The 24,883-nt window shown below is 65.9% G+C and carries 19 protein-coding genes; 11 read left to right on the top strand and 8 right to left on the bottom strand.

The features are described 5' to 3' along the window. Positions 1-211 (top strand): hypothetical protein (locus tag C7411_RS37920; protein ID WP_207786585.1); only part of this gene is annotated, 211 nt, incomplete at its 5' end. Positions 212-614: 403 nt separating this feature from the next. On the opposite strand, the gene C7411_RS35380 is transcribed toward C7411_RS37920, so the two are convergent. The 3 genes from C7411_RS35380 to C7411_RS35365 all read right to left on the bottom strand — a co-directional run bounded on the left by C7411_RS35380 (position 615) and on the right by C7411_RS35365 (position 5,007). Next, entirely contained in the window at positions 615-1,253 is a 639-nt protein-coding gene (locus tag C7411_RS35380) for a hypothetical protein (RefSeq protein ID WP_110388783.1), read from the bottom strand. Between the two features lie 514 nt (positions 1,254-1,767). Further along, entirely contained in the window at positions 1,768-3,921 is a 2,154-nt protein-coding gene (metG, locus tag C7411_RS35370) for a methionine--tRNA ligase (RefSeq protein ID WP_110388781.1), read from the bottom strand. A 432-nt stretch (positions 3,922-4,353) separates the two neighbouring features. Beyond that, positions 4,354-5,007: a YiaD family glycine zipper/OmpA-like lipoprotein gene (locus tag C7411_RS35365; RefSeq protein WP_110388780.1), complete on the bottom strand. Its 654-nt coding sequence runs from the start codon at positions 5,005-5,007 to the stop codon at positions 4,354-4,356. 318 nt (positions 5,008-5,325) lie between these two features. On the opposite strand from C7411_RS35365, the gene apbC reads away from it, so the two are divergent. From apbC to C7411_RS35340, 5 genes are all read left to right on the top strand, one after another. Further along, positions 5,326-6,414: an iron-sulfur cluster carrier protein ApbC gene (gene apbC, locus C7411_RS35360; protein WP_110388779.1), complete on the top strand. Its 1,089-nt coding sequence runs from the start codon at positions 5,326-5,328 to the stop codon at positions 6,412-6,414. A gap of 147 nt (positions 6,415-6,561) precedes the next feature. Further along, positions 6,562-7,116, top strand: a complete 555-nt coding sequence (locus C7411_RS35355; RefSeq protein ID WP_110388778.1) for a superoxide dismutase family protein — start codon at positions 6,562-6,564, stop codon at positions 7,114-7,116. Positions 7,117-7,272: 156 nt separating this feature from the next. Continuing rightward, on the top strand, positions 7,273-7,842 hold the full coding sequence (gene dcd / locus C7411_RS35350; RefSeq protein ID WP_110388777.1) for a dCTP deaminase: 570 nt from the start codon (positions 7,273-7,275) through the stop codon (positions 7,840-7,842). An 86-nt stretch (positions 7,843-7,928) separates the two neighbouring features. Next, the gene (locus C7411_RS35345) at positions 7,929-10,208 is read left to right on the top strand and encodes an arginine/lysine/ornithine decarboxylase (protein WP_110388776.1); all 2,280 of its coding nucleotides are present in this window, start codon (positions 7,929-7,931) and stop codon (positions 10,206-10,208) included. 17 nt (positions 10,209-10,225) lie between these two features. Beyond that, positions 10,226-10,942, top strand: coding sequence for a lysozyme inhibitor LprI family protein (locus C7411_RS35340; protein WP_243413456.1), 717 nt, complete (start codon positions 10,226-10,228; stop codon positions 10,940-10,942). Positions 10,943-10,952: 10 nt separating this feature from the next. Here C7411_RS35340 and C7411_RS35335 read toward each other — a convergent pair whose 3' ends face one another. From C7411_RS35335 to C7411_RS35325, 3 genes are all read right to left on the bottom strand, one after another. Continuing rightward, entirely contained in the window at positions 10,953-11,882 is a 930-nt protein-coding gene (locus tag C7411_RS35335) for a bestrophin family protein (RefSeq protein WP_110388774.1), read from the bottom strand. A 40-nt stretch (positions 11,883-11,922) separates the two neighbouring features. Beyond that, on the bottom strand, positions 11,923-13,329 hold the full coding sequence (gene argH, locus C7411_RS35330; protein ID WP_110388773.1) for an argininosuccinate lyase: 1,407 nt from the start codon (positions 13,327-13,329) through the stop codon (positions 11,923-11,925). Positions 13,330-13,468: 139 nt separating this feature from the next. Further along, the gene (locus C7411_RS35325; RefSeq protein WP_110388772.1) at positions 13,469-14,293 is read right to left on the bottom strand and encodes a helix-turn-helix transcriptional regulator; all 825 of its coding nucleotides are present in this window, start codon (positions 14,291-14,293) and stop codon (positions 13,469-13,471) included. A gap of 170 nt (positions 14,294-14,463) precedes the next feature. Between C7411_RS35325 and C7411_RS35320 the strand changes: the two genes are divergently transcribed. Next, a complete protein-coding gene (locus tag C7411_RS35320; protein WP_258365453.1) occupies positions 14,464-15,258 on the top strand; it encodes a class I SAM-dependent methyltransferase in 795 nt (264 codons plus the stop codon). A 79-nt stretch (positions 15,259-15,337) separates the two neighbouring features. Here the strand turns inward: C7411_RS35320 and ppc are convergent, their stop codons facing one another. After that, positions 15,338-18,220 carry a phosphoenolpyruvate carboxylase gene (gene ppc / locus C7411_RS35315; protein WP_243413455.1) on the bottom strand — a complete coding sequence of 961 codons (2,883 nt, stop codon included), beginning with the start codon at positions 18,218-18,220 and terminating at the stop codon, positions 15,338-15,340. Here ppc and C7411_RS38520 point away from each other — a divergent pair. From C7411_RS38520 to C7411_RS35300, 4 genes are all read left to right on the top strand, one after another. After that, positions 18,207-18,452, top strand: coding sequence for a hypothetical protein (locus C7411_RS38520; RefSeq protein ID WP_243413454.1), 246 nt, complete (start codon positions 18,207-18,209; stop codon positions 18,450-18,452). The genes ppc and C7411_RS38520 overlap by 14 nt on opposite strands. A gap of 429 nt (positions 18,453-18,881) precedes the next feature. Further along, positions 18,882-19,934, top strand: coding sequence for a hydroxymethylbilane synthase (gene hemC / locus C7411_RS35310; protein ID WP_110388769.1), 1,053 nt, complete (start codon positions 18,882-18,884; stop codon positions 19,932-19,934). Beyond that, the gene (hemDX, locus tag C7411_RS35305) at positions 19,934-22,108 is read left to right on the top strand and encodes a fused uroporphyrinogen-III synthase HemD/membrane protein HemX (protein ID WP_110388768.1); all 2,175 of its coding nucleotides are present in this window, start codon (positions 19,934-19,936) and stop codon (positions 22,106-22,108) included. The genes hemC and hemDX overlap by 1 nt, the downstream gene beginning before the upstream one ends. A 3-nt stretch (positions 22,109-22,111) precedes the next feature. Then, a complete protein-coding gene (locus C7411_RS35300) occupies positions 22,112-23,311 on the top strand; it encodes a heme biosynthesis protein HemY (RefSeq protein WP_110388767.1) in 1,200 nt (399 codons plus the stop codon). Positions 23,312-23,400: 89 nt separating this feature from the next. On the opposite strand, the gene C7411_RS35295 is transcribed toward C7411_RS35300, so the two are convergent. Then, on the bottom strand, positions 23,401-24,720 hold the full coding sequence (locus tag C7411_RS35295; RefSeq protein ID WP_110388766.1) for an MFS transporter: 1,320 nt from the start codon (positions 24,718-24,720) through the stop codon (positions 23,401-23,403). Between the last annotated feature and the right edge of the window lie 163 nt (positions 24,721-24,883).

The raw sequence follows: 24,883 nt of genomic DNA, 5'->3' as shown, positions 1-24,883 counted from the left end.
ACTCCCCATAATCTGCCAGGATCCTGCAAATGCATCAACCACTTTCGGCTTCAAATCCTTGCTGCACAGGGCCCTTCGAATTTTTCAGACCCGACTTCGTAGTCACTTGTGGGTGTTTTTTATTTGTGGCGGCGTGAATCTGTCCAGTGCGGTCGAGTTTCTTGCGCAGGCGGTCGCGAAGCCCGTCGTCACGCAATACTTTCGGCGGTAGCTTGCTGGGCTCGCCTCGGGGGCGGTAGCTTGCTCCGTGTGTGAAGAAGCGATGTAGACGGCCGCGCAGTTTGTTGTGGGCGTGACTGTACAACCTTTGGCGCGGACACGAAGGCTGACATGGCGTCTCTGACACTTGTTGACAGTACCGGAAAGTCAACGGGCATAACATGGAGTCATGTAAGAATTCGCTTAATCAACATGATTCCGCTACCCGCCGTTATCGTGGCTTCGATCTTTTTGAGCGCCGCCCTTTGCGTGCTCGGTCTGTTATTAATCGGCTGTCACCTGTAGGGAATCCTGGTCGCGCTCATCCCCGGATTGGACCTGAAGCGGCCAACGCGTACCCTTCGCCATCCAAGGGCAGTGCGGATTGCTCGCGAAAGCGTAGACGGGCCAGTCTGTCATTTGAGGCTGAATGTAGATTCAATCAGCGTGGCGACTTGATCCCAATAGACTCTGTCCTTAGCTGGATAAGAGAGGATAAAGAGCGCATCGTAGTCGCTGCCCTTGATCTGTTCTCGATACAGAATGGTGTCAGGTGACGTTGCTTCAACGCACGATAGCACCACCCAATCGGATTTTATAACTTTATAGGGATCGGTTCCTTGGAGGCAGGAGGCACGCCAAATTTCCAAAATTTTGCTAGTGGACTCAGGGCTGGTTTCCTTCTTCCAAACTGAAAAGCTGCCACCCTCGAATGCGGAGGTGGCGTTATATCCCGAACCCTCTTTGAAGCCAGGCATTTTGGTGAAACTAAAAAGCTCGTTCGGATACTGGAATTTAAATCCATCACCGTCTTCGAAAGCTACGGCGGGAGCCATTACGGAAGGTGGTGGGCGGGGTGCAGGCTGGGTAGCGGCTTGAGCCGGATTGACCGGGGCTGGGACAACAACGCGGAACAGCATCGCCAATGCGGCGATTGCGGCGAGTGCAAACGAGAAATAGGCCAGAACTCGTTGACCTTTGGCAAGTGAATACGCAATCAACAACGCATATGCGATAAGCGCATACGGGTTAGTGATGTACTTAAGAAAGTCCATAAAGCCTCCACGCGTCGGCTTACGTGGCTGCGATTCAATCGGCGCGATCTTCGGTTTTTGATTTTATATTTTGATGCGCACGCTAGCGGCCTTTTATCATTTCATATGTTCGGTTCTTAATAGATGTGAAGATAGGACAACGCGCGGCGCATCCGTTACGGTTTGCCGCTGCTCTGAGCAGTCTACTTGCGCACGTGAATCTGGCCCCAATTTGGCTGGGAAGGGCGGCTTGATTCGTCGCTTCGCGGACAACCTGACAAGACCTGCGCAGAAGCAGGCGAGGTAACTTCGGGCACCCCAGAAGGCAGATGCTCGGCCAGCCGACCCAGATCGGCCGGTTGCTGTGCGTCAGGCAGAAAAGTCAGGTGGCTGGATAGCATCGCTGCGCCAGGTTAACAGCTCGGCGCGTCGTTTATCACCACTTCCTGCCGCACAAACAAAAAATGCCGTTCAGGCTTAACTGAACGGCATTACCCTCGTAAGGGGCGTTACGACATCGGCAAGCGAGCGGTCTTTACCTGACCCGCATGCCCGGTTTCGCGCCGCTATGCGGTTCGAGGATGTACAGGCCCGGCTCGGCCTTCTCATCGGCGGCAGAAGCCGCGAGCACCATGCCTTCGGACATGCCGAACTTCATCTTGCGCGGTGCGAGGTTCGCGACCATCACCGTGAGCTTGCCCTTGAGGTCTTCCGGCTTGTACGCCGAACGGATACCGGAGAACACATTGCGCGTCTTTTCCTCTCCCACGTCGAGCGTGAGCTGCAGCAGCTTGTCCGAACCTTCGACGATGTTGCAGTCGACGATCAGCGCCACGCGCAGGTCGATTTTCGCGAAGTCGTCGATGGAGATGACTTCCGGCGTTTCGTCTGCGGCCGGTTTCTTCGCTTCCCTGGCAGCCTTCGACTTCCTGGTTGCCTCCGCAGCCGCGGCGGCAGGCGCTTCGGTTGCCTGCAGCGAATCGCGATTGGCGGCGAGCAGCGCTTCGATCTGCTTCGGATCGACGCGCGTCATGAGGTGCCTGTAGGCGTTGATCGGTTGCTGCGACGAGAGCGCCTTGCCTGCATCGGCCCAGGTCAGCGGTTCGATTGCCAGGAACTGTTCGACGCCTTCTGCGAGCGCGGGCAGCACCGGCTTCAAGGCGAGCGAAAGCAGGCGGAACGCTTCGAGGCTCACGCTACAGGTCTCGTGCAGCGCCACCGGGTTGGCCGGATCCCTGGCCTGCTCCCACGGCTTGGCCGTATCGACGTAACCGTTCACGGCGTCGGCGAGCTCCATCGTCTGGCGCAGTGCGCGGCTGTATTCACGTGCTTCGTAGTGCGCAGCGATTTGCGCAATGGCGGCGCGCAGTTGCTCGAGCAGCGGATGATGCATCGCGCTGTCCTGCACGCGGCCGTCGAAGCGCTTGATCAGGAAGCCCGCCGCGCGGCTCGCGATGTTGATGTACTTGCCGACGAGGTCGCTGTTCACGCGCGCCTGGAAGTCTTCGAGGTTCAGGTCGAGGTCTTCCATCGTGCTGTTGAGCTTCGCGGCGAAGTAGTAGCGCAGCCACTCTGGATTCAGTCCCGTGTCCACATAGCTTTGCGCCGTAATGAACGTGCCGCGCGACTTCGACATCTTCGCGCCGTCCACGGTCAAAAAGCCGTGCGCGAAGACGTTGGTCGGCGTGCGGTGGCCCGAGAACTGCAGCATGGCCGGCCAGAACAGCGTATGGAAATACAGGATGTCCTTGCCGATGAAGTGGTACTGCTCGGTCTTCGAGCCGGCCTTCACCCATGCCTCGAAATCGAGCCCGCGCTTCTCGCACAGGTTCTTGAAGCTCGCGTAATAGCCGACCGGCGCGTCGAGCCACACGTAGAAGTACTTGCCGGGCGCGCTCGGAATCTCGAAGCCGAAGTAGGGTGCGTCGCGCGAGATGTCCCAGTCGGCGAGCTTCGATTCGCCCGATTCGCCCAGCCACTCGCGCATCTTGTTGGTCGCTTCCGGTTGCGCGAGGCCGCTCACCCAGCCGCGCAGGAAGTCTTCACAGCGCGCATCGGAGAGCCGGAAGAAATAGTGCGTCGAGGTCTTGCGGATGGGGGTTGCGCCCGAGACCACCGAGTACGGATTCTTCAGGTCGGTCGGCGCGTAGGTCGAGCCGCACACTTCGCAACTGTCGCCATATTGATCCTTCGCGCCGCACTTCGGGCACTCGCCCTTGATGAAGCGGTCCGGCAGGAACATGTTCTTGACCGGGTCGTAGGCCTGCTCGATGTCGCGCGTCTCGATGAAGCCCGCTTCCTTGAGCGCCAGATACACCGACTCGGAGAGCACGCGGTTCTCTTCGGAGTCCGTCGAGTAGTAATTGTCGAACGACACGCCGAAGCTGTCGAAGTCGCGCTTGTGCTCCTGCCACACGCGGGCGATCAGCTGCTGCGGCGTGAGGCCTTCCTTTTCCGCGCGCAGCATGACGGGCGTGCCGTGCGTGTCGTCGGCACCGACGTAGTAGACCTCGTGGCCATGCATTCGCAGCGCGCGAACCCAGATGTCCGTCTGGATGTACTCGACCAGGTGGCCGATGTGGATCTGACCGTTGGCATACGGCAGAGCAGACGTAACGAGAATCTGGCGGCGGCCGCTTTGATTGGCATGCGCGCCGGCTGCTGCGAGGTCGGTGGCGGGTGCTGACATAAGTGAGGGGAAGTCCGATGTTGCGGGGGGAAAGCGCGATTTTAGCAGGGCAGGCGCACCGCCGTTCGGGGAGTCGGTGGACGCTCGCATGCGCAGTGCCTCGAGCGAGCGCGGGCTGCGCGGGCAACGGCCATGCTGTGTTGCACAAATCGGGGTCAAAAAAAACCGGGGCAAGAATGGCCCCGGAGCAACAACGACAAGAGGAGAATGGTGACGCGGCGGCGTTGCCGCACACGTACCGTAAAGACAGACAGCACGCTTTCCCGAGAGTTCGAAAATTTTTTCGATTCTCTGCAGGCGTTTTGAAGAGGGCGTCCGATGGCTGTCCAGCAAGGGATTCGGGGCGCGTCTTCAGGCCGCCCGAATTGCAAACGGGACGGCATGATGGCCGTCCCGTCGATGTGTCGCTGTTTTTACTGCGCAGTCGCTGGCTTAGCCGCCCTGGTGCTGCGCCGTGGCGCGCAGATAGATTTCCACGCGGCGGTTCGCGGCGCGGCCGGCTTCCGTGCTGTTGTCGGCGATCGGCTGGGTGTCGCCGCGGCCTTCGGCCGACATGCGCTGCATCTGGATGCCGCGCGAGGCGAGGTAATTCACCACGCTCTGCGCGCGGTTGGCCGACAGCGTCTGGTTGTACGCGGGCTGGCCGGTGTTATCCGTGTGGCCCACGACTTGCGCAACGACTTCCGGGTTCTGCTGGAGCGTCTGCGCGACCTGGTCGAGCACCGGCGCGAACGACGGCTTGATCGCGTAGCTGCTGGTGTCGAAGGTCACGTTGCTCGGAATGTTGAGCTTGAGCGAGCCGTCCGGTTGCTCGGTGATCTGCGTGCCCGTGCCCTTGGTGGAGCCCGAAAGCCTGTTCTTGATGTTCTGCCAGTTGTAGCCGGTAATGCCGCCGACCAGCGCGCCCGCACCCGCGCCGATTGCCGCGCCCTTGCCGCCGCCGAAGATGGCGCCGATCGCCGCGCCCGTGCCCGCGCCGACACCGGTGCCGAGGGCCGTGTTGGTGCCCTGCTGCGTCGCGCAGCCGGCGACGAGCGCGCCGGCAACGGCGAAGACGGACAGACGAGTCAGAATTCTTGTGTTCATTTGCTTTCCTTTCTTGAGTGGAACGGACGCTGCCCGCGGCGTTTGCGGCCCCGCATGCGAACAGGGTCTTCGAACGGCGCGCGGCGGCAGCTACTACAATGACGCCCTGAGGTTCGCGCCGCCAGGCGAAAAGCCGCTGGGTCGCGGCTTCGAGACCGCCTGGTCGGCACACAAAATCGATGCTGCCGCGAAGCGTGCCCTGTCGGGCAATTTTGCGCAATGCAGCTTAACAATTTTTTTCGATTTCCGGCGCGTAGGCGAGCAGTCTTCACTCGGACAGGCGCTAACGCAGACCGGCATTCTTCCCACGGAGCTTCAATGAGCATAGATCGGGCTTTGGTCGACACCGCGCTCGCGGCCTTGACGGATCCGAATACGGGCCATCCCTACACGATGGCCAAGGGCGTGCGCAACGTCACGGTCGAAGCCGATACGGTCGATGTCGAGATCGTGCTCGGCTATCCGGCGAAGAGCCAGTTCGACGCGGTGCGCACGCAGGTCGAAGCGGCGCTTGCCGCCGTGCCGGGCGTGAAGGCGAGCCGCGTCGCGCTCAGAAGCGAGATTACCGCGCATACGGTCCAACGCGGCGTGAAGCTGCTGCCCAACGTGAAGAATATCGTCGCCGTGGCCTCGGGCAAGGGCGGCGTGGGCAAGAGCACGACCGCCGTGAATCTCGCGCTCGCGCTCGCGGCCGAAGGCGCTTCGGTGGGCGTGCTCGACGCGGATATCTACGGCCCCTCGCTGCCGATGATGCTCGGCATCGAGGGCCGCCCCGAGTCGCCCGACGGCCAGTCGATGAATCCGCTCGAAGGCCACGGCGTCCAGGCCAACTCGATCGGCTTTCTGATCGAGCAGGACAACCCGATGGTCTGGCGCGGCCCGATGGCGACCTCCGCGCTCGAGCAGCTGCTGCGTCAGACCAACTGGCGCGAGCTCGACTATCTCGTGGTCGATATGCCGCCGGGCACCGGCGACATCCAGCTCACGCTCTCGCAGCGCGTGCCCGTCACAGGCGCCGTGATCGTCACGACGCCGCAGGACATCGCGCTGCTCGACGCGAAGAAGGGCCTCAAGATGTTCGAGAAGGTGGGCATTCCGATTCTCGGCATCGTCGAGAACATGGCCGTGCACATCTGCTCGAACTGCGGCCACGCCGAGCACATTTTCGGCGCGGGCGGCGGCGAGCGCATGGCGAAGGAATACGGCGTGGAAGTGCTCGGCAGTCTGCCGCTCGACATCGCCATTCGCGAGCAGGCCGATTCGGGCAACCCCACCGTGGTGGCCGCACCCGAGGGGCCGGTGGCGGCAATCTATCGCGCGATCGCGCGCCGCGTGGCGATCCAGATCGCCGAGCGCGCCCGCGACATGACCTCGAAGTTCCCGACCATCGTCGTGCAGAACACCTGATGTCCGGCGCGCGCCGCCGCGCTCGCGGCGCCCCGCGCATGGGGACAGATAGGCGCGCGCCGCGCCGCGTGCGCGGTATCATGTGGGCTTCATCGGGTCCGGCATGGCGGCAGCAACGGGGCGGCCGCCGCCCGGCAAGAGGATCGCATGGATAAAGGACACGACAGGCAAGCGGGGAATGCGCAGGTCGTCTCGAGGATCGCCCTCGTCGTGCTTTGCGGCTGCACGCTGCTGGCGGGCTGCACGAGCTTCATGGGCCAGCAGGACAAGCGCGCGGCCGCACAGCTGCTGCCCACCGTCGGCAGTCAGGCGCGCGGCACGGTTTCGTTCGTCGAACACTCGGACGGCGTGCAGGTGAGCTACAACCTTGCGGGCCTGCAGCCCGATAGCGATCACGCCTTGCAGGTGCACGAGCGCGGCGACTGCAACGCCACCGACGCCTCGAGCGCCGGCGCCGTGTTCGCGCCCGCCGCGGAGCGCCTGAAGGCCGGCGCGCGCGTGGAAGGCGATCTCGGCAATATCCATGCGGATTCGAACGGCGTGGCGTCGGGCTTTATCGTCGCCCCCGACGTCTCGCTCGACGGCGTGCGCTCCGTGCTGCAGCGCGCGGTGATCGTGCACCGGGACGCCATCGATCCCTACGCGTACCCGCAGCGCGGCACCGGCCCGGCGCTCGCCTGCGGGGTGATCCGCGCCCAATGAGCATGGCCGGACGTTGCATTTGCAACCGCGCGAAACGCAGTTCCAGGCATGCCGATCCACATCGCGTAAAATAGGCGCCTTTCGCACGCGGCGCCCGCCCGGTGGGTCCGTCCGCATGCTTTCCCGACCCGATTTTCTCGTTATCAAGTAGCGAACATGGCAATCAAGTCCGACAGGTGGATCCGGCGCATGGCCGAAGAGCAGAAGATGATCGAGCCGTTCGTGCGCGATCAGGTCCGTATGTCGGAAGACGGCCGCAAGATCGTGAGCTATGGCACGTCGAGCTACGGCTACGATATTCGCTGCGCCGACGAGTTCAAGATCTTCACGAACATCAACTCGACCATCGTCGACCCGAAGAACTTCGACGAAAAGTCGTTCGTGGACTTCAAGGGCGACGTCTGCATCATCCCGCCGAATTCGTTCGCGCTGGCGCGCACGGTCGAGTATTTCCGCATTCCGCGCAACGTCCTGACCGTGTGTCTGGGCAAGTCCACCTACGCGCGCTGCGGGATCATCGTGAACGTCACGCCGTTCGAGCCCGAGTGGGAAGGGTACGTCACGCTCGAATTCTCAAATACGACACCTTTGCCTGCGAAAATCTACGCGAACGAGGGGGTGGCGCAAGTGCTGTTCTTCGAAAGCGATGAGATCTGCGAGGTCTCGTACGCGGATCGCGGCGGCAAGTATCAAGGCCAGCACGGCGTCACCCTGCCGAAGACCTGACGCAACAGATCCTGGCACCGGACACAACGACATACGGGGACCGCTGCGCGTCATATGCAGCGGTCGTTTCTTTTGGAGAATCGCCCATGAAGTTTCGTTTTCCCGTCGTCATCATCGACGAAGACTTTCGCTCCGAGAACATCTCGGGTTCCGGCATCCGCGCGCTCGCCGAAGCCATCGAGAAAGAGGGCGCGGAAGTCCTCGGGCTGACGAGCTACGGCGACCTCACGTCGTTCGCGCAGCAGTCGAGCCGCGCGGCGTGCTTCATCCTCTCGATCGACGACGACGAGCTGCTGCCCTACGTGGAAGGCTCGGACGAGGAAGCGCCCGAGCACGCCCCCGCCATCGTCGCGCTGCGCGCGTTCATGGAGGCGGTGCGCAAGCGCAACTCGGACATCCCCATCTTCCTGTACGGCGAGACGCGCACCTCGCGCCATCTGCCCAACGACATCCTGCGCGAGCTGCACGGCTTCATCCACATGTTCGAGGACACGCCGGAGTTCGTTGCGCGCCACGTCATTCGCGAAGCGCGCGTGTATCTCGACGCGCTGGCGCCGCCGTTCTTCAAGGAGCTCGTCAAGTACGCCGACGAAGGTTCGTACTCGTGGCACTGCCCGGGTCACTCGGGCGGCGTCGCGTTCCTGAAGAATCCGCTCGGCCAGATGTTCCACCAGTTCTTCGGCGAGAACATGCTGCGCGCCGACGTCTGCAACGCGGTCGAGGAACTCGGCCAGCTGCTCGATCACACCGGCCCGGTCGCGGCCTCGGAGCGCAACGCGGCGCGCATCTTCAGCGCGGACCACGTGTTCTTCGTGACCAACGGCACGTCCACGTCGAACAAGATCGTCTGGCACGCAACGGTCGCGCCCGGCGACATCGTGCTGGTGGACCGCAACTGCCACAAGTCGATCCTGCACGCGATCACGATGACGGGTGCGATTCCCGTGTTCCTCACGCCTACGCGCAACAACTTCGGCATCATCGGCCCGATTCCGCGCGACGAGTTCAAGCCGGAAAACATCCGCAAGAAGATCCTCGCGAATCCGTTCGCGCGCGAGGCGCTCGAGAAGAACCCGAACGTCAAGCCGCGCATTCTCACGATCACGCAGAGCACCTATGACGGCGTGATCTACAACGTCGAGATGATCAAGGATCTGCTCGGCGACATGCTCGACACGCTGCACTTCGACGAAGCCTGGCTGCCGCACGCCGAATTCCACGCGTTTTACCAGGACATGCATGCGATCGGCGCGGGCCGTCCGCGCACCAAGGCGCTGGTGTTCGCGACGCACTCCACGCACAAGCTGCTCGCCGGCATCTCGCAGGCTTCGCAGATCGTCGTGCAGGATTCGCAAGACAGCGCGTTCGACCGCCACCGCTTCAACGAGGCGTATCTGATGCATACGTCCACGAGCCCGCAGTACGCGATCATCGCGTCGTGCGACGTGGCGGCCGCCATGATGGAAGCCCCGGGCGGCCCGGCACTGGTGGAAGAGTCCATCGCCGAAGCGCTCGACTTCCGCCGCGCCATGCGCAAGGTGGACGCCGAATACGGCGACGACTGGTTCTTCCAGGTCTGGGGGCCGGACGAACTGGCCGAAGAAGGCATCGGTTCGCGCGAAGACTGGATGCTGCGCCCGAACGATCACTGGCACGGCTTCGGCGCGCTGGCGGAAGGCTTCAACATGCTGGATCCGATCAAGGCGACCATCGTCACGCCGGGTCTGGACGTGGACGGCGAATTCGGCGAGACCGGCATTCCGGCCGCGATCGTGACGAAGTACCTGGCCGAGCACGGCATCATCGTCGAGAAGACGGGTCTGTACTCGTTCTTCATCATGTTCACGATCGGCATCACGAAGGGCCGCTGGAACTCGATGGTGACCGAACTCCAGCAGTTCAAGGACGACTACGACAACAACCAGCCGCTGTGGCGCGTGCTGCCCGAATTCGTCGCGCAGCATCCGATGTACGAGCGCGTGGGCCTGCGCGACCTGTGCCAGCAGATCCACAGCGTCTACCGCGCCAACGACATCGCGCGCCTCACGACCGAGATGTACCTCTCGAGCATGGAGCCCGCCATGAAGCCCTCGGACGCGTTCGCGAAGCTCGCGCACCGCGAGATCGACCGCGTGCCTGTCGACGAACTCGAAGGCCGCGTCACCTCGATCCTGCTCACGCCGTACCCGCCGGGCATTCCGCTGCTGATTCCGGGCGAGCGCTTTAACAGGACGATCGTGAATTATCTGAAGTTCGCGCGCGAGTTCAACGAGCGCTTCCCGGGCTTCCATACCGACATCCACGGGCTCGTGGGCGAGACCATCAACGGCCGCATCGAGTATTTCGTGGATTGCGTGCGCGACTGAACGCGCGAGGGAGGGGAATGTTGGGGGGTTCATCGGCGCGGCTAGCGCGTTATTTTGCTGCGATGGTGTCGGGGCTGTCCGCGGCCACGGTGCTGTTCGCCGTGGCGCCGGCAGCGCGCGCCGAGGTTGCGGCGGCCGATCCGATCGACACGGCCATGCGCACGTGTCTCGCGCGCGCGGACCGGTCAACGACGGCCGGACAGATCCAGTGCATGGACGACGCGCGCACCGCGTGGCGCAAGGCCGCCGACACCGCGCTCATGCAACTGCTCGCGAAGTTGCCGGCTGCGCAGCAAAAGCGCTGGCAGCTGAGCCAGCAGAAGTGGGTGGCCTGGCGCGACGCCGAGGACACCATGCTCGGCGCTGCGTTCGCCACCACGAGCGGCAGCACCTACCAGCTGTACGAGGCGGACATGCGCCTGCAGCCGGTGCGCGAGCGCGCGCTCGCGCTGCGCAACCAGGCGGCCGCGTACGACGGCGACACGCCGAAGGCGCGCGTCTGCAGCGCCGACGCGCGCTGCGAGCACGTGAGCTACGACCTCAATCGCTACTACCGTCAGCTCTATGCGCGCATGCCGAGGCACGCGCGGCCTACGGTCTCGCGCGCACAAGGCGACTGGCGCGCGTATCGCGATGCGACCACGCCGCTCATCGACGAGCACGCGCGGCTCGATCTGCTAGGCGCGCGCCTGGCGACCTTGAAGCGCCTCGCCGAAACGGTGAACAACCACTGAGGCTACGCCTTCAGTCGAGGATGAACTGCTCCGGTGCGCGCGCCGGCAGCGACGTGGGCTCGCCCATCAGGTCGCGCAACGCGACCTCGATGCCCGCCGACATCAGGTTGAGCGCGAGGTCGTTGTCTTCGGTGCCGAACGGGTCTTCGAGCTGCGAGGCGATCGCCTCGTGGGCCATGAACGCGTAGGCCACGAACACGGCGAAGATCGGCGTCAAGCCGCCGATGCTGTCGACGAGACCGAACGGCAGCATCGCGCAGAAGAAGTAGACGGTGCGATGAATCATCACCGTATAGGCGAACGGCAGCGGCGTGGAGACGATACGTTCGCACCCGCCGATCACATCCGAAATGCCATTGAGATTGTGCTCGAACGCGAGCACCGCGTAGCCGTCGAGGCGGCTTTCGTGCGTCTCGCGCCGGACCCATTCCGAGGCGCAGAGCATGAGCGTGGCCGGGCGGTAGCGCGAAGCCATCACGCGCTCGAACAGTGCGGGCGGCAGGCGGGGCTCGAGATCGGCGCGCGGGTCGGTATGGCGCAGTTGATGGCGCAGCGCGTGCGGCAGCGCAGCGAGCAGGCCGGCCAGTTCCCGCGCCCGCTCGCGCGTTGCGGCTTCGTCGCCGCCGCGCGGGAGCGTCAGCGCTTGCCGCACCAGCGAGCGCGTCTCGTTGAGCATTTGCCCCCAGAGCTTGCGGCCTTCCCAGTAGCGGTCGTAGCTCGCGCTGTTGCGAAAGCCGAGAAACACCGCGAGCGCAATGCCGATCAGCGAGAACGGCACGGTGCTCAGGTTGACCGTGAGCTTGAGGATGTGATCGTGCGCGGCCACTGCGATGATCGAGAGGACCAGCACGATGAAAAGGCGCGGCAGAAGCTGCGGCAGCACGGAACCGCGCCACGCGAGCAGCATGCGGAACCAGTGGAGATGCGGGCGGACGATCATGGGGCGGGGGTGCGGGCGCTTTGCGCCCGCTACGCTGCGCTTACCTGAGCGCTGCGCGCGCCGCCGCGATGGCCGCACGCACCTGCTCGGGCGCGGTGCCGCCCGGATGGTTGCGCGCCGAAACCGAGCCTTCGAGCGTCAGCACTTCGAACACGTCCTCGCCCAGCAGGTGTGAGACGGCCGGCAGTTCGCGGCGCATCTCGTCGAGCGTGAGGTCGGCGAGATCGCAGTTGCGGTCCACGCAGATACGCACCGCGTGCGCCACGGCTTCGTGCGCGTCGCGGAACGGCAGGCCCTTCTTGACGAGGTAGTCGGCCAGATCGGTGGCCGTCGAGAAGCCTTGCAGCGCCGCCGCGCGCATTGCCTGCTCCTTGACCGTGATGCCCGCGACCATTTCCGCGAAGATGCGCAGCGTGTCCGCCACGGTATCGACCGTGTCGAACAGGGGCTCCTTGTCTTCCTGGTTGTCCTTGTTGTAGGCGAGCGGCTGGCCCTTCATGAGCGTGAGGAGCGCCATGAGATGGCCGTTCACGCGGCCGGTCTTGCCGCGCGCGAGCTCCGGCACGTCCGGGTTCTTCTTTTGCGGCATGATCGACGAGCCCGTGCAGAAGCGGTCGGCCAGATCGATGAAGCCCACGCGCGGGCTCATCCACAGCACCAGCTCTTCCGAGAAGCGCGAGACGTGCGTCATCACGAGCGCGGCCGCCGCCGTGAATTCGATGGCGAAGTCGCGGTCGGAAACGGCGTCGAGCGAGTTTGCGCAGATGCCGTCGAAGCCGAGCGTCTTCGCCACGGCGAAGCGGTCGATCGGGTAGCTCGTGCCCGCGAGCGCCGCCGCGCCGAGCGGCAGACGGTTCACGCGCTTGCGGCAGTCCGCCATGCGCTCGGCATCGCGCGTGAACATTTCCACGTAGGCGAGCAGGTGATGGCCGAAGGTGACCGGCTGCGCCACTTGCAGGTGCGTGAAGCCGGGCATGATCGTGCCCGAGTGCTGTTCAGCGAGGTCGAGCAGCGCGCCGCGCAGGCCGCCGAGCAGCCCGCCGATGCGGTCGATCTCGCCGCGCAGCCACAGGCGGATGTCGGTCGCGACCTGGTCGTTGCGCGAGCGGCCCGTGTGCAGGCGCTTGCCCGCGTCGCCGATCAGGGCGGTCAGGCGCGCTTCGATGTTCAGGTGCACGTCTTCGAGGTCGAGCAGCCATTCGAATTCACCGCGCTCGATCTCGCCCTTGATCTTCGCCATGCCGCCCTGGATGGCGGCGAGGTCGTCGGCGGAGATGATCTTCTGCGCGGCCAGCATCGACGCGTGCGCGAGCGAGCCCTCGATATCGACGAGCGCAAGGCGCTTGTCGAAGAAGACCGACGACGTGTAGCGCTTGACCAGCTCCGACATGGGTTCGGAGAAGCGAGCCGACCAGGCTTCGCCTTTTTTGTGCAGTTGGGACGTCATGGTGATGGGGCGTGAACGAGCAAGCGGTGAGAAGGCGTGCCGCGCGGCGCATTGCGGTGCATTACGTCAGGCACGGCGGGAAAGATCCCGATTTTAACATTGGCGGTCTGCCAGAACGCCGCCAGGCGGACCGCGCCGCTCAGAGCCGCACCAGCACCACGAGCTTGAGATCTTCGCGGTGCGCGGGCTTGAAGGTGATCTGGTCGTAGGCGATGCGGCCGTGGCGCGGATGGTTGAACTCGCGCCGGCCGCCCTCGCGTTCGAACACGTCCTGCGAGGCCCAGAAGCGCGCGAACGCGTCGCTCGCGGCGATCAGCGAGTCGATCAGCGCGCGCGTGGGCGCGTCGTTCAGGTGGCGGATGGAGTCGGCGCGGAACTCGGCGGCGAGGCGCCGCGCGCGCGTTTCCCAATCCAGGATCAGCTCGCGTCCGAGCGGCTCGGTGAACGTGAAGCGCAGCAGGTTGCGGTCGTGCCCGCCGTCGAGCCAGCCCGTGAAGAGGTCCGCCGCATGCGCGTTCCAGGCGAGCGCGGTCCACTGGCGGTCGAGCACGTAGGCGGGGGCGTCCACGAGCTTCACCGTTTGCAGCAGCGTGGCCGGCGCGTCCGCGGCGGCGGCCGGATCGGGTTCGGCGGGGTCGCGCTGCGCGGCCAGCTCGAACAGATAGGCGCGCTCGGCGCGCGAGAGCCGCAGCGCGACGGCGATGCGCGCGAGCGCGTCCGCCGAGGCCGAGACGGGGCGCCCCTGCTCGATCCACGTGTACCAGGTCGGGCTCACGCCGCACAACTGCGCGACTTCTTCGCGTCGCAGGCCCGGCGTGCGGCGGCGCGGGCCCGGCGGCAGGCCGACCTCCGCGGGCGAAAGCCGCTCGCGATGGGCGCGGATGAATTCGCCGAGCGCGCGGGCGGGCGTCGCGTCGAGGGTTTTGGCGGAGCCGCTGGCGGCGGCAGGCGTGTCGAGGCTCATTGGGCGTGGGGCGGGTGGCGGCGATACCAGAATAATCGCTTAACTTGTACTGGTACAAAACGGCCTCTATTGTAGCGTCTGACGCAGCGACGGGCCGCCGCGTCAGACAGCCCGGAGATGGCCGAATCCGCGGCGCGCGGCGCTCGACGCTTCGCGCCCCACATAGAGCACTGCATAAGAACCCGCAAAAGGAGCATGCGATGAAGCATCACGATCAGGTCGCCGACGCATTCGGCTCGACCGCCGCCGCCTACCTCACGAGCCAGGTCCACGCGAGCGGCGCGGATCTGGAGAACCTCGCCGCGACCTTCGCGGCCACCTGCGGCAATGCGACGGTGCTGGACATGGGCTGCGGCGCGGGCCACGCGAGCTTCGCCGTCGCGCCGCACGTGCGCGAAGTCGTGGCCTACGACATTGCTCCGCAGATGCTCGCGACGGTCGAGGCCGCCGCGAAGGAGCGCGGCTTGACGACCGTGCGCACGCAGCAGGGCGCGGCGGAAGCGCTGCCGTTCGCCGACGCGAGCTTCAACTGGGCCGTGAGCCGCATGAGTGCGCACCACTGGCGCGATGTGCCGCGCGCACTGGCCGAAGTGCACCGCGTGCTCAAGCCGGGCGGGCGGCTGAAGTTCATCGATATCGCGGGCATCGACGATCCGCTTTACGACACGCATATTCAGGCGATCGAACTGTTGCGCGATGCGTCGCACATCCGCGACTACCGCGCCGACGAGTGGCTCGCGATGCTCGACGCCGCCGGCTTCGATGCGAAGGTGAGCGAGCGCTGGCGCATCGCGCTCGATTTCGATTCGTGGGTCGCGCGCATGCGTACGCCGCCCGAGCGCGTGAGCGCGATCCGCTCGATGTGGGAGCGCGCGCCGGATGAGGTGCGTGGATACTTCGATGTGCAGAGCGATTTGTCGTTCAAGCTCGATGCACTGATGATCGAGGCGACGCGGCGCGATTGAAGCCAGGCTGCGGCAACAAAAAACGGCGTCGTGCCCGCGAGGTCACGACGCCGTTTGCACATCAGCCCAGCGCGAACGCTCAACCCGTATTGCGCAGCCCCGCCGCAATCCCGTTGATCGTCAGATGAATACCGCGCCGCACGCGCGGGCTCGGGTCACCGGCGCGATAGCGTTTGATCAGCTCCACCTGCAAGTGATTCAAAGGATCGAGATACGGGAAGCGGTTCTTGATCGAGCGCGCGAGCAGCGGGTTATCGGCCAGCCGACCGGCTGCGCCCGTGATCTCGCCGAGCACCTTCGTCGTGCGCTCCCATTCGGCCACGATGCGCTCGAACACGAGCTTGCGCAGTTTCTTGTCCGCGACAAGCTGCGCGTAGCGCGAGGCCACCGCGAGGTCGGTCTTCGCGAGCGTCATGTCCATGTTCGAGAGCAGGTTCGAGAAGAACGGCCAGGTCTTGTACATCTTCTTGAACATCGCAAGTCGGCGCGCGCGCTCGGCGTCGCTGCCCGCGTCGTCGAGATACGAGGCCACCGCGCTGCCAAAGCCGTACCAGCCCGTGAGCAGCAGGCGGCATTGGCCCCACGAGAAGCCCCACGGAATCGCGCGCAGATCGTCGATCTTGCGGTTCTTCGGGTCCTGCAGCTTGCGCGAGGCCGGGCGGCTGCCGATGTTCAGCTCCGCGATTTCCGTGATCGGCGTCGAGGCGAAGAAGTAGTCGGTGAAGCCGGGCGTCTCGTACACGAGCGAGCGGTACGCGGCCATCGCGGCGTCGGAGAGATGCTGCATCGTCTCTTCGAACGCGGGCAGTTCGTCGGGCGCGTTGCTCGCGCCCCCCATCGGCAGCAGCGTCGCTTCGAGGGTCGCGGCGATCACCGTTTCGAGGTTGCGGCGGCCGATCTCCGGATTGCCGAACTTGCTCGCGATGACTTCGCCCTGTTCCGTGAGGCGGATCTGGCCTTCCACCGTGCCCGGCGGCTGCGAGAGGATCGCGTTGTAGGTCGGGCCGCCTCCACGGCCCACCGTGCCGCCGCGGCCGTGGAACAGGCGCAGCGTGATGCCGCGCTGCTTGTAGAGCGCGACGAGCGCCAGCTCCGCGCGGTACAGCTCCCAGTTCGAGGTGAGGAAGCCGCCGTCCTTGTTGCTGTCCGAGTAGCCGAGCATGATCTCCTGCTCGTTGCCCTGGTGCTCGACGATGCCGTCGATGCCCGGCAGCGCGAGCAGGTCGCGCATGATGCCCGGCGCGTGGCGCAAGTCGGGAATCGTCTCGAAGAGCGGGATCACCATCAGCGCGGCCTTCGCGGGGTCCTCCGCGTGGCCGAGGCGCCCGCGCATGAGGCCGGTTTCCTTCTGCAGCAGCATCACTTCGAGCAGGTCGGAAACCGTTTCGGTGTGCGAGATGATGTAGTTGCGCACCGCGCGCGCGCCGAACTTCTCGCGCGTCACGCGCGCCATTTCCAGCACGCCCAGCTCGCTCTTCACGAGGTCGGAATAGTCCAGGTACGGCGAGCGCAGCGTGCGCGGATCGGCGAGCTGCGCGAGCAGCACGATCTGCTTGTCCTCTTCGGACAGCGCCGCGTAGTCGGCCTCGACACCGGCGCGCGCGAGCAGCTCCGCAATCACGGCTTCGTGGATGTCCGAGCTCTGGCGCAAATCGATCGAGGCGAGATGGAAGCCGAACACGTCGACGGCGCGCATGAGCGGCGCAAGCCGCGTGGTGGCGAGCGACGCGCCGTGATGCTCGGCGAGCGAATCCATCAGGATATGCAGGTCGCGCGAGAATTCGTCCGCGTCGGCGTAGGGCGTGGCGCGCACGGGCGCGGCGTTGCGGCCCGCGCTGCGCACGGCCACCACGCCTTCGCCCAGACGCACGCGCGCGCTGGCGGCAAGGCGCGTGTACACGCCGATCAGCGCGCGGCGATACGGCTCGTCCACGCGATGCGGCGACTGATCGGGCGAGGCTTCGGCCAGCGCCTTCAGCTCGGCGCTTGCGCCCGCGAGCAGGTTCGACACCGAAAGCTCGGCACCCAGGCGATGCACTTCGTCGAGGTAATGCTGCAGGATCACCTGCGCCTGGCGCTCGCTCGCTTCTTCGAGCGTGGCGGCCGTGACGTTCGGGTTGCCGTCGCGGTCGCCGCCGATCCAGCTGCCCATCTGGAAGAAAGCGGGCAGGCGCGCCGAAAGGCCGTGCTCTTTCAGCTGCGTTTCGATCTCGCCGTAGAGTGCCGGGATCTCGGTGAGGAAGGTCGTGTGGTAATACGAAAGCGCGTTTTCGATTTCGTCGCCGACGGTCAGGCGCGACTCGCGCAGCATGCGCGTTTGCCAGAGCGAGGTCACGCGCGCGCGCAGGAGCGATTCGTTGTGCTCGAGTTCGCGATGCGTGAGCGGCTGGTCGCGCTCGGCGAGCAGGCGCGCGATGTCGTGCTGCGAGTCGAGCGTGCTCTTGCGCTGCACTTCCGTGGGGTGCGCGGTGAGCACGGGGACGATCAGCGCGTCGTTGAAAAACTGCTGGAGCACCGGTGTCGCGGCCGCGCCCGCAAGCGCGAGACGTTCGAGCGAATGCGCGATGGTGCCCGCCTGCGGCGCCGACCCCGCGAGGTCGTGAATGCGGCGGCGGCGGTTGCGGTGGCGGTCTTCAGCGATGTTCGCGAGATGCGAGAAGTAGCTGAACGCGCGCACGACGCTTACGGTCTGCTCGGGCGAGAGCGCGCGCAGCTGCTTTTCCAGGGCGAGCGCGTCGGCGTTGTCGTCTTCGCGGCGAAAGCGCACGGCGGTCTGACGAATGGTTTCCACGATGTCGAACACGGCGTCGCCTTCCTGCTCGCGCAGCACCTCGCCGAGCAGGCGGCCCAGGTACCGGATGTCTTCGAAGAGCGGCTGGTCCTTGTCGTCGCGCGCGCGGCCATTGCGCGAAGCGCCGGCGCCCGCTTTCGGCGCCTTCGCCGCCCGCGTGGCCTTCGTCACTTTCTCGGCCTTCGGCGTCTTCGCCGCCTTTGCAGCCTGGGCGGCCGGCTTGGCCGCCGTGGATTTCGTGGATTTCGTGGTCTTCGTCGTCTTCGGCGGTTTCGTGGACGGCGTGGCCGATGCGGCCTTCGAGGATGCGTTCTGCGATGCGGTGTTGCGGCGCTCTGCGCGCGCCGAGCCTGAAGACTTCACGATGTTTTCCTTGAGGCTTGCCAGGATATGGGCAGGTTAGTCGGAGAACTGCCAACTGCGCGGCCGCGGCGCGTGCCGGGCCGTGTACTGCGGGTGCAACCTGGGGAGGGTGGAAGGTGCCACCCTGTGCGAGCCGTGCGGATAATGCAGAGGCGGCGCGGCTCGCCAATGGCGGTGCGCCGGGTGCAGGCCTTGCTGGAGAGTGCGCCGCTGCGAAGGCGGACGCAAGCCGAAGCGGCGCCGCGGCGATGGCCGGGGCTGCGCGGGCCGTCTACATGCCACGCACGTGCCAGGCGCGCCAGTGTGCCTACGATGGGTACGGTAAGCGCCGCTGCAACGCCCGAGTCTCTTCCTTGCCGCCGCCCGCGCCTTGCCGGCCTGTCCCTGCGGGGAGGCGGTAAAAAGGGCGCGTGCTAACATTGCCTGTTATCCGATCCTGCTTTTCATCCCGTCATTCGATGTCCTTGCCATGAACTCCGAGACGTTATCCGCGCCCATGCCCCGCACCCTGGTGATCGCTTCGCGGGAGAGCCGCCTCGCGATGTGGCAGGCCGAGCATGTGCAAGCTGCGCTGCACAAATTATATCCAGCCTGCGACGTAAAAATTGTTGGAATGACGACACGCGGCGATCAAATTCTCGACCGCACGCTCTCGAAGGTGGGCGGCAAGGGTCTTTTCGTGAAGGAACTGGAGCAGGCGCTCGCCGAGGGCCGCGCCGATCTCGCCGTGCACTCGCTCAAGGACGTGCCGATGGAGCTGCCCGAAGGCTTTACGCTCGCGGCCATCATGGAGCGCGAGGACCCGCGCGACGCGTTCGTCTCCAACGACTACGACTCGCTCGCCGTGCTGCCGGCGGGCAGCGTGGTGGGCACGTCGAGCCTGCGCCGCGAGTCGATGATCCGCGCGCGCTATGCGCATCTCGACGTCAAGCCGTTGCGCGGCAATCTCGACACGCGCCTTTCCAAGCTCGACCGCGGCGACTACGCGGCCATCATTCTCGCGGCCGCGGGCTTGAAGCGCCTGGGCCTCGGCGCGCGTATCCGCGCGCTCATCGAGCCCGAGGACAGCCTGCCGGCGGCGGGCCAGGGCGCGCTCGGCATCGAGATCCGCGCCGATCGCGCCGATCTCGCCGCATGGCTCGCGCCGCTGCACGACGACGCGACCACGAAGGCCGTCGAAGCCGAGCGCATGGTTTCGCGCGCGCTGGGCGGCAGCTGCACGGTGCCGCTGGCGGCCTATGCGCAGTGGCGCGACGGCAAGCTCGCGCTGCGCGGCACGATCGCCACCCCTGACGCGAGCCGCGTGCTCGCCGCGCAGGAGGCCGCCGCGGCGGCCACGATCGACGATGCGGTGGCGCTCGGCCGCCGCGTTGCCGACGACCTCATCGCGCAGGGCGCGCTCGAGATCGTGCGCGCACTCGCGGACGCGGCCCAGGCCGCGGACGGTCCCGATGCGGCGCCCGCCAGGCGCGCCGCCACCCACAACCCAACCGGCGCGGGCAAAGGCCCGGCCTCCAGATGATGGCCGGCCCCTGGCAACCGCGCGGCAACGCAGGCCAGCCCGACGAGTGGGGCGGCCCGGGCGGCGCCTCAACCGGCGCGCAGCGCGCGTCGACGGCAAGCGGCGATAACGGCCATGGTGGCCATGGCGACGGTAATCCATTCACCGTCGTCATTACCCGGCCGGCTGGTCAGTCGGATGGTCTCGCCGCGCAACTCGCGCGGCACGGCATGCGCACGTTCGACTTCCCGCTCATCGCCATTGCGCCCGTGACCGACGAAGCGCCGCTGCGCGCTGCGCTCGGCGCGCTCGAACGCTACGCGCTGGTCGTGTTCGTTTCGCCCAACGCCGTCGATCGCGCGTTCGCATGCTACGGCTCGGTCTCGTCGATCTGGCCGCCCGCGCTGCCCGTGGCCGTGGTTGGCCCGGCGAGCGTGGCCGCACTCGGGCGGCACGGCGTGGCGGCACCCGAGCATCGCGTGGTGAGCCCCGCGGGCACGGGGGACGAAGAGCCCGCGCGCTTCGATTCGGAATCGCTCTACGCCGCGCTCGAAAAGACCTTCGGCGTGGACGCCTTCGCGGGCAAGTGCGTCCTGATCGTGCGCGGCGACGGCGGCCGCGAGTGGCTCGCCGAGCGTCTGCGCGAAGCGGGCGCCGAGGTGCAGACCGTGGCGGCCTACCGCCGCGTCGTGCCCGAGCCGCCCATCGCCGCCTGGACCCAGGTGCATGGGTTGCTCGAAGGCGCGCCGCACGCGTGGCTCGTCACGAGCTCCGAGGGCGTGCGCAACCTCGACGAACTCGCGCGCGAGCACCTCACGGCGGGCGAGATCGTCGAGCTGCGTCACGCGCCGCTCGTCGCGCCCCACCCGCGGATCGCCGAGACGGCGCGCTCAATGGGTTTTGATAGGATTACGGTGTCCGGCGCGGGCGACGAACGCATCGTCGAGACGCTGCTGGGCCTCGCTTCTTCCGTTGTTCAACCGGTTCAGAACACTCCGGCCCAGGCGCCGGCCAACCCACGCATGACAGATTCGAACAACTCGAGCAGCACAGTTAACCAGGGCGCCGTCGCGACGGGCGCGTCGGCATCGGGCGGCGCATCGGCGCGGCCGTCGTATGCTTCGTCGGGCGCAGGGTCTTCTGCGCCGCTGACCCCGCCGCCGGGCGCGGGCAACGGGCGGCGCGGCGCGGGCACGGCGCTGTTGTGGCTCGTCGTGGTGCTGGTCGCGGCGGGCTCGGGCGCAGGCGGCTATTTCCTCAATCGCAAGGTCGACAGCCTCGGCATGCAGGCCATTGAACGCCAGCAGGCGAGCGAGCAGCAGACCGCCGCGCTGCGCGCGCGCGCCGACCAGGCCGTTGCGGGCGCACAGCAGATCGACAAGCAGATCGCCCAGCTCGAAGGCAAGATCGCCGACGCGCAGAATTCGCAGCAGGCGCTCGCGCAGCAATACGCCGATCTGTCGAAGAGCCGCGACGACTGGACGCTCGCCGAAGTCGGCCAGATGCTCTCGAGCGCGAGCGAACAGCTCCAGCTTACGGGCAACACGCAGCTCGCGCTCTTTGCGCTGCAAAGCGCCGACACGCGCCTCGCCGCCTCGGAGAACGCGCAGGCCATCGCCGTGCGCAAGGCGATCGCACAGGACATCGACAAGCTCAAGGCCGCACCGTCCACGGACCTCACGGGTCTCGCCATCAAGCTCGACACCGCGCTCGGCCAGATCGACTCGCTGCCGCTTTCGGGCGAGGCGATCGTCGCGCATACGAAGCCGGAGGCTGCGCAACCCGCCGATATCGACCAGCTTGCCGCCGCGACTAACCAGCCGAAATGGAAGGTATGGATCGGCACGTTCGTCGACGGTGTGGGCAAGCAGATCGCGAGCCTCGTGCAGGTGCGCCGCATCGACAACGCGGACGCCATGCTGGTGTCGCCCGATCAAGGCTATTTCGTGCGCGAGAACCTGAAGCTGCGTCTGCTGTCGGCGCGCCTGTCGCTGCTCTCGCGCAACCAGGAAACGCTCAAGTCCGATCTCGCGGCCGCCGACGCCGCGCTCGCACGCTACTTCGACGGCGCCTCGAAAGACACGCAAACCGTGCGCGGGCTGCTCAAGGAAGTGAACGACGGCTCGGCCGCCGTCGCGCTGCCCACGCTCGACACGAGCCTGAAGGCGATCCAGCAATACCGGAGCCGGGGGTAAGACATGGCGATCCGTGGACTCCTCTGGCTCGCGCTTCTCTTCGCGATTGCCGTCGCACTCGCGACCGTCGGGCGCTTCGACACCGGGCAGGTGCTGCTCGTCTATCCGCCGTATCGCGTGGACGTCTCGCTCAACCTGTTCGTGGTCGGCATCGTCGTGGCCTTCCTGCTGCTTTACGCGATCCTGCGTTTCGCCCGCAATATCGTGACGATGCCGCGCCGCGTGGCCGCCTACCGCGCGCGCATGCGTGCCGAGAAGGCGAACTCGGCGCTGCGCGACGCCGTGGGCAATCTCTACGCGGGCCGCTTCTCGCGTGCCGAGAAAGCCGCGCGCGATTCGCTCGCCGACGCGAAGAATACGAGCGCTGCGGGCCTGATCGCCGCGACGGCTGCGCATCGGCTGCATGAATACGCGCGCCGCGACGAATGGCTCACCCGGGTCGACGACCCCGACCTCCAGGAAGCGCGCCTCATGGCGACTGCCGACATGCGCGCCGACGGCCGCGACGCCGATGGCGCGCTCGCCGCGCTCACCGAAATGCGCACGCAGGGCGGCCGCCGCATCCACGCGCAACAGATCGCGCTGCGCGCGCAGCAGCAGCTCAAGAACTGGAGCGAAGTGCTCAAGCTCGTGAAGACGCTGGAAAAGCGCGAGGCGTTGCACCCGGCCGTGGCCGTGCGTCTGCGCCAGCTCGCGGCGGAAAATCTGCTGCGCGACCGCCGTCACAACGCCGATGCGCTGCTCGAGCTGTGGCAGTCGCTCTCGAACGTCGAGCGTCACTCGCCGCGCCTTGCCGACTGCGCCGCCGAACTGCTGATCGCGCTCGGACGCCCGGCCGACGCGCGCAAGATCGTCGAGGAAGCGCTCGCGCAGAACTGGGACGCGCGCTTGCTGCGCCGCTATCCGGACACGGCGGGCAGCGATGCGTTGCCGCTCATCCAGAAGGCCGAAGCGTGGCGCAAGGAGCGCCCCGAGGACGGCGACCTGCTGTTCGCGCTGGGCCGCCTGTGCCTGAAGCAGCAGCTGTGGGGCAAGGCGCAGTCGTTCCTCGAAGCCGCGCTCAAGTCCGCCGACGCCACGCAGAACGAGCCGCTCAAGATCCGCTCGCATCGCGCGCTCGCGCGCCTGCACGAGCAGCTAGGCGACGGCGAGAAGGCGGCGTCGCACTACCGCGAAAGCGCACTGTCGATGAACGTGGTGTAAAGACGCTCGCCACGAATCCGAAGCCGCAAAGGACAAACGGCCGCCTGCAAAACAGGCGGCCGTTTGTCTTTGCCGAAGCCGTCATGCGTTTAGCGGTTCACGAGCTTCGCCGGTGCCGAAAGCGCGAGCAAACCGCCCAGGACCATGAACGCCGCGAGCATGTACATGCCCGAATCGTTGGCCTTCGTGGCCTCCTTGAGCCAGCCCACCGCATACGGGCTCAGGAAGCCCGCGAGATTGCCGATCGAGTTGATGAGCGCGATGCCAGCCGCCGCGCCTGTGCCCGCGAGCCAGGCCGTGGGCAGGCTCCAGAACAGCGGCAGCGTGGTGAGAATGCCCATGGTCGCGATGGTGAGCGCCGCCATGGCGAGCGTGGTGTCGTGCGCCCATGTGACCGACAGCACGAGGCCGAGCGCGCCGATGGCGGCGGGAACCGCGATGTGCCAGCGGCGCTCGCGCGAGCGGTCGGCGCTCTTCGCGAAGAGCACCATGCCGATCACGGCTGCCGCGAACGGGATCGCGGAAAGCAGGCCGATCGTGAGCGCGTCCTTCACGCCCGTCGCCTTGATGATGGTCGGCAGCCAGAAGCTCACGCCGTAGAGGCCCATCACGAAGGAGAAGTAGGTGAGACTCATCACCAGCACGCGCGCGCTCGTGAGCACGGTCATGAGCGGCGGGTCTTCCTTGGTGGCGTCCTCCATGGCGATGTTGCGTTCGAGCAGCGCGCGCTCTTCCTGCGTGAGCCACTTCGCTTTGCCGATGCGGTCATCGAGCACGAAGAACACCAGCACGCCGACGATCACCGAAGGCAGCCCTTCGAGCAGGAACAGCCACTGCCAGCCTTGCCAGCCGTTTGCGCCGTCGAAGGACTTGAGAATCCAGCCCGAGACCGGACCGCCGATCACGCCCGACAGCGCAATGGCCGTCATGAACCACGTGGTTACGCGCCCGCGGCGGTACGCCGGATACCAGTAGGTGAGATAGAGGATGATGCCGGGGAAGAAGCCCGCTTCGCACAGGCCGAGCAGAAAGCGCATCACGTAGAACATGGTCGGCGTGGTCACGAACATCGTCAGGATGGAGACGAGGCCCCACGTGACCATGATGCGCGCGATCCACACGCGCGCGCCCACGCGATGCAGGATCACATTGCTTGGCACTTCGAAAAGAAAGTAGCCGATGAAGAAAATACCCGCGCCGAAGCCATAAACCGCATCGGAGAGATTGAGCGCCGAACTCATCTGCAGCTTGGCGAAGCCCACGTTGACGCGGTCCAGGTACGCGACCACGTAACACAGCATGAGAAGCGGAATGAGGCGCCACGCGACTTTGCGGTAGGTGGCTTCTTCGAAGGCGGAGGGCGGGGCGCCCGCTCCCGCTTGCGGCAGATGATTCGCTGGACTGGCCATGGTGTCTCCAAGTCAGATCGGTCGTGCTTGTTGTATTGCCGCCTCGTGATGGCGGGTATTCGACGCGAAAGCACGATCATTCTATACGCGCCGCCGCGGCGCGACGGCACGCAAATCTCGGGGAAAACACCGATCAGTCAAGGGCTTGTTGAACGCCCACGAC

Source organism: Paraburkholderia silvatlantica, assembly GCF_003096715.1.
Classification (GTDB): Bacteria; Pseudomonadota; Gammaproteobacteria; order Burkholderiales; family Burkholderiaceae; genus Paraburkholderia; species Paraburkholderia silvatlantica.
This window is presented reverse-complemented; position numbering and strand designations above follow the sequence as displayed.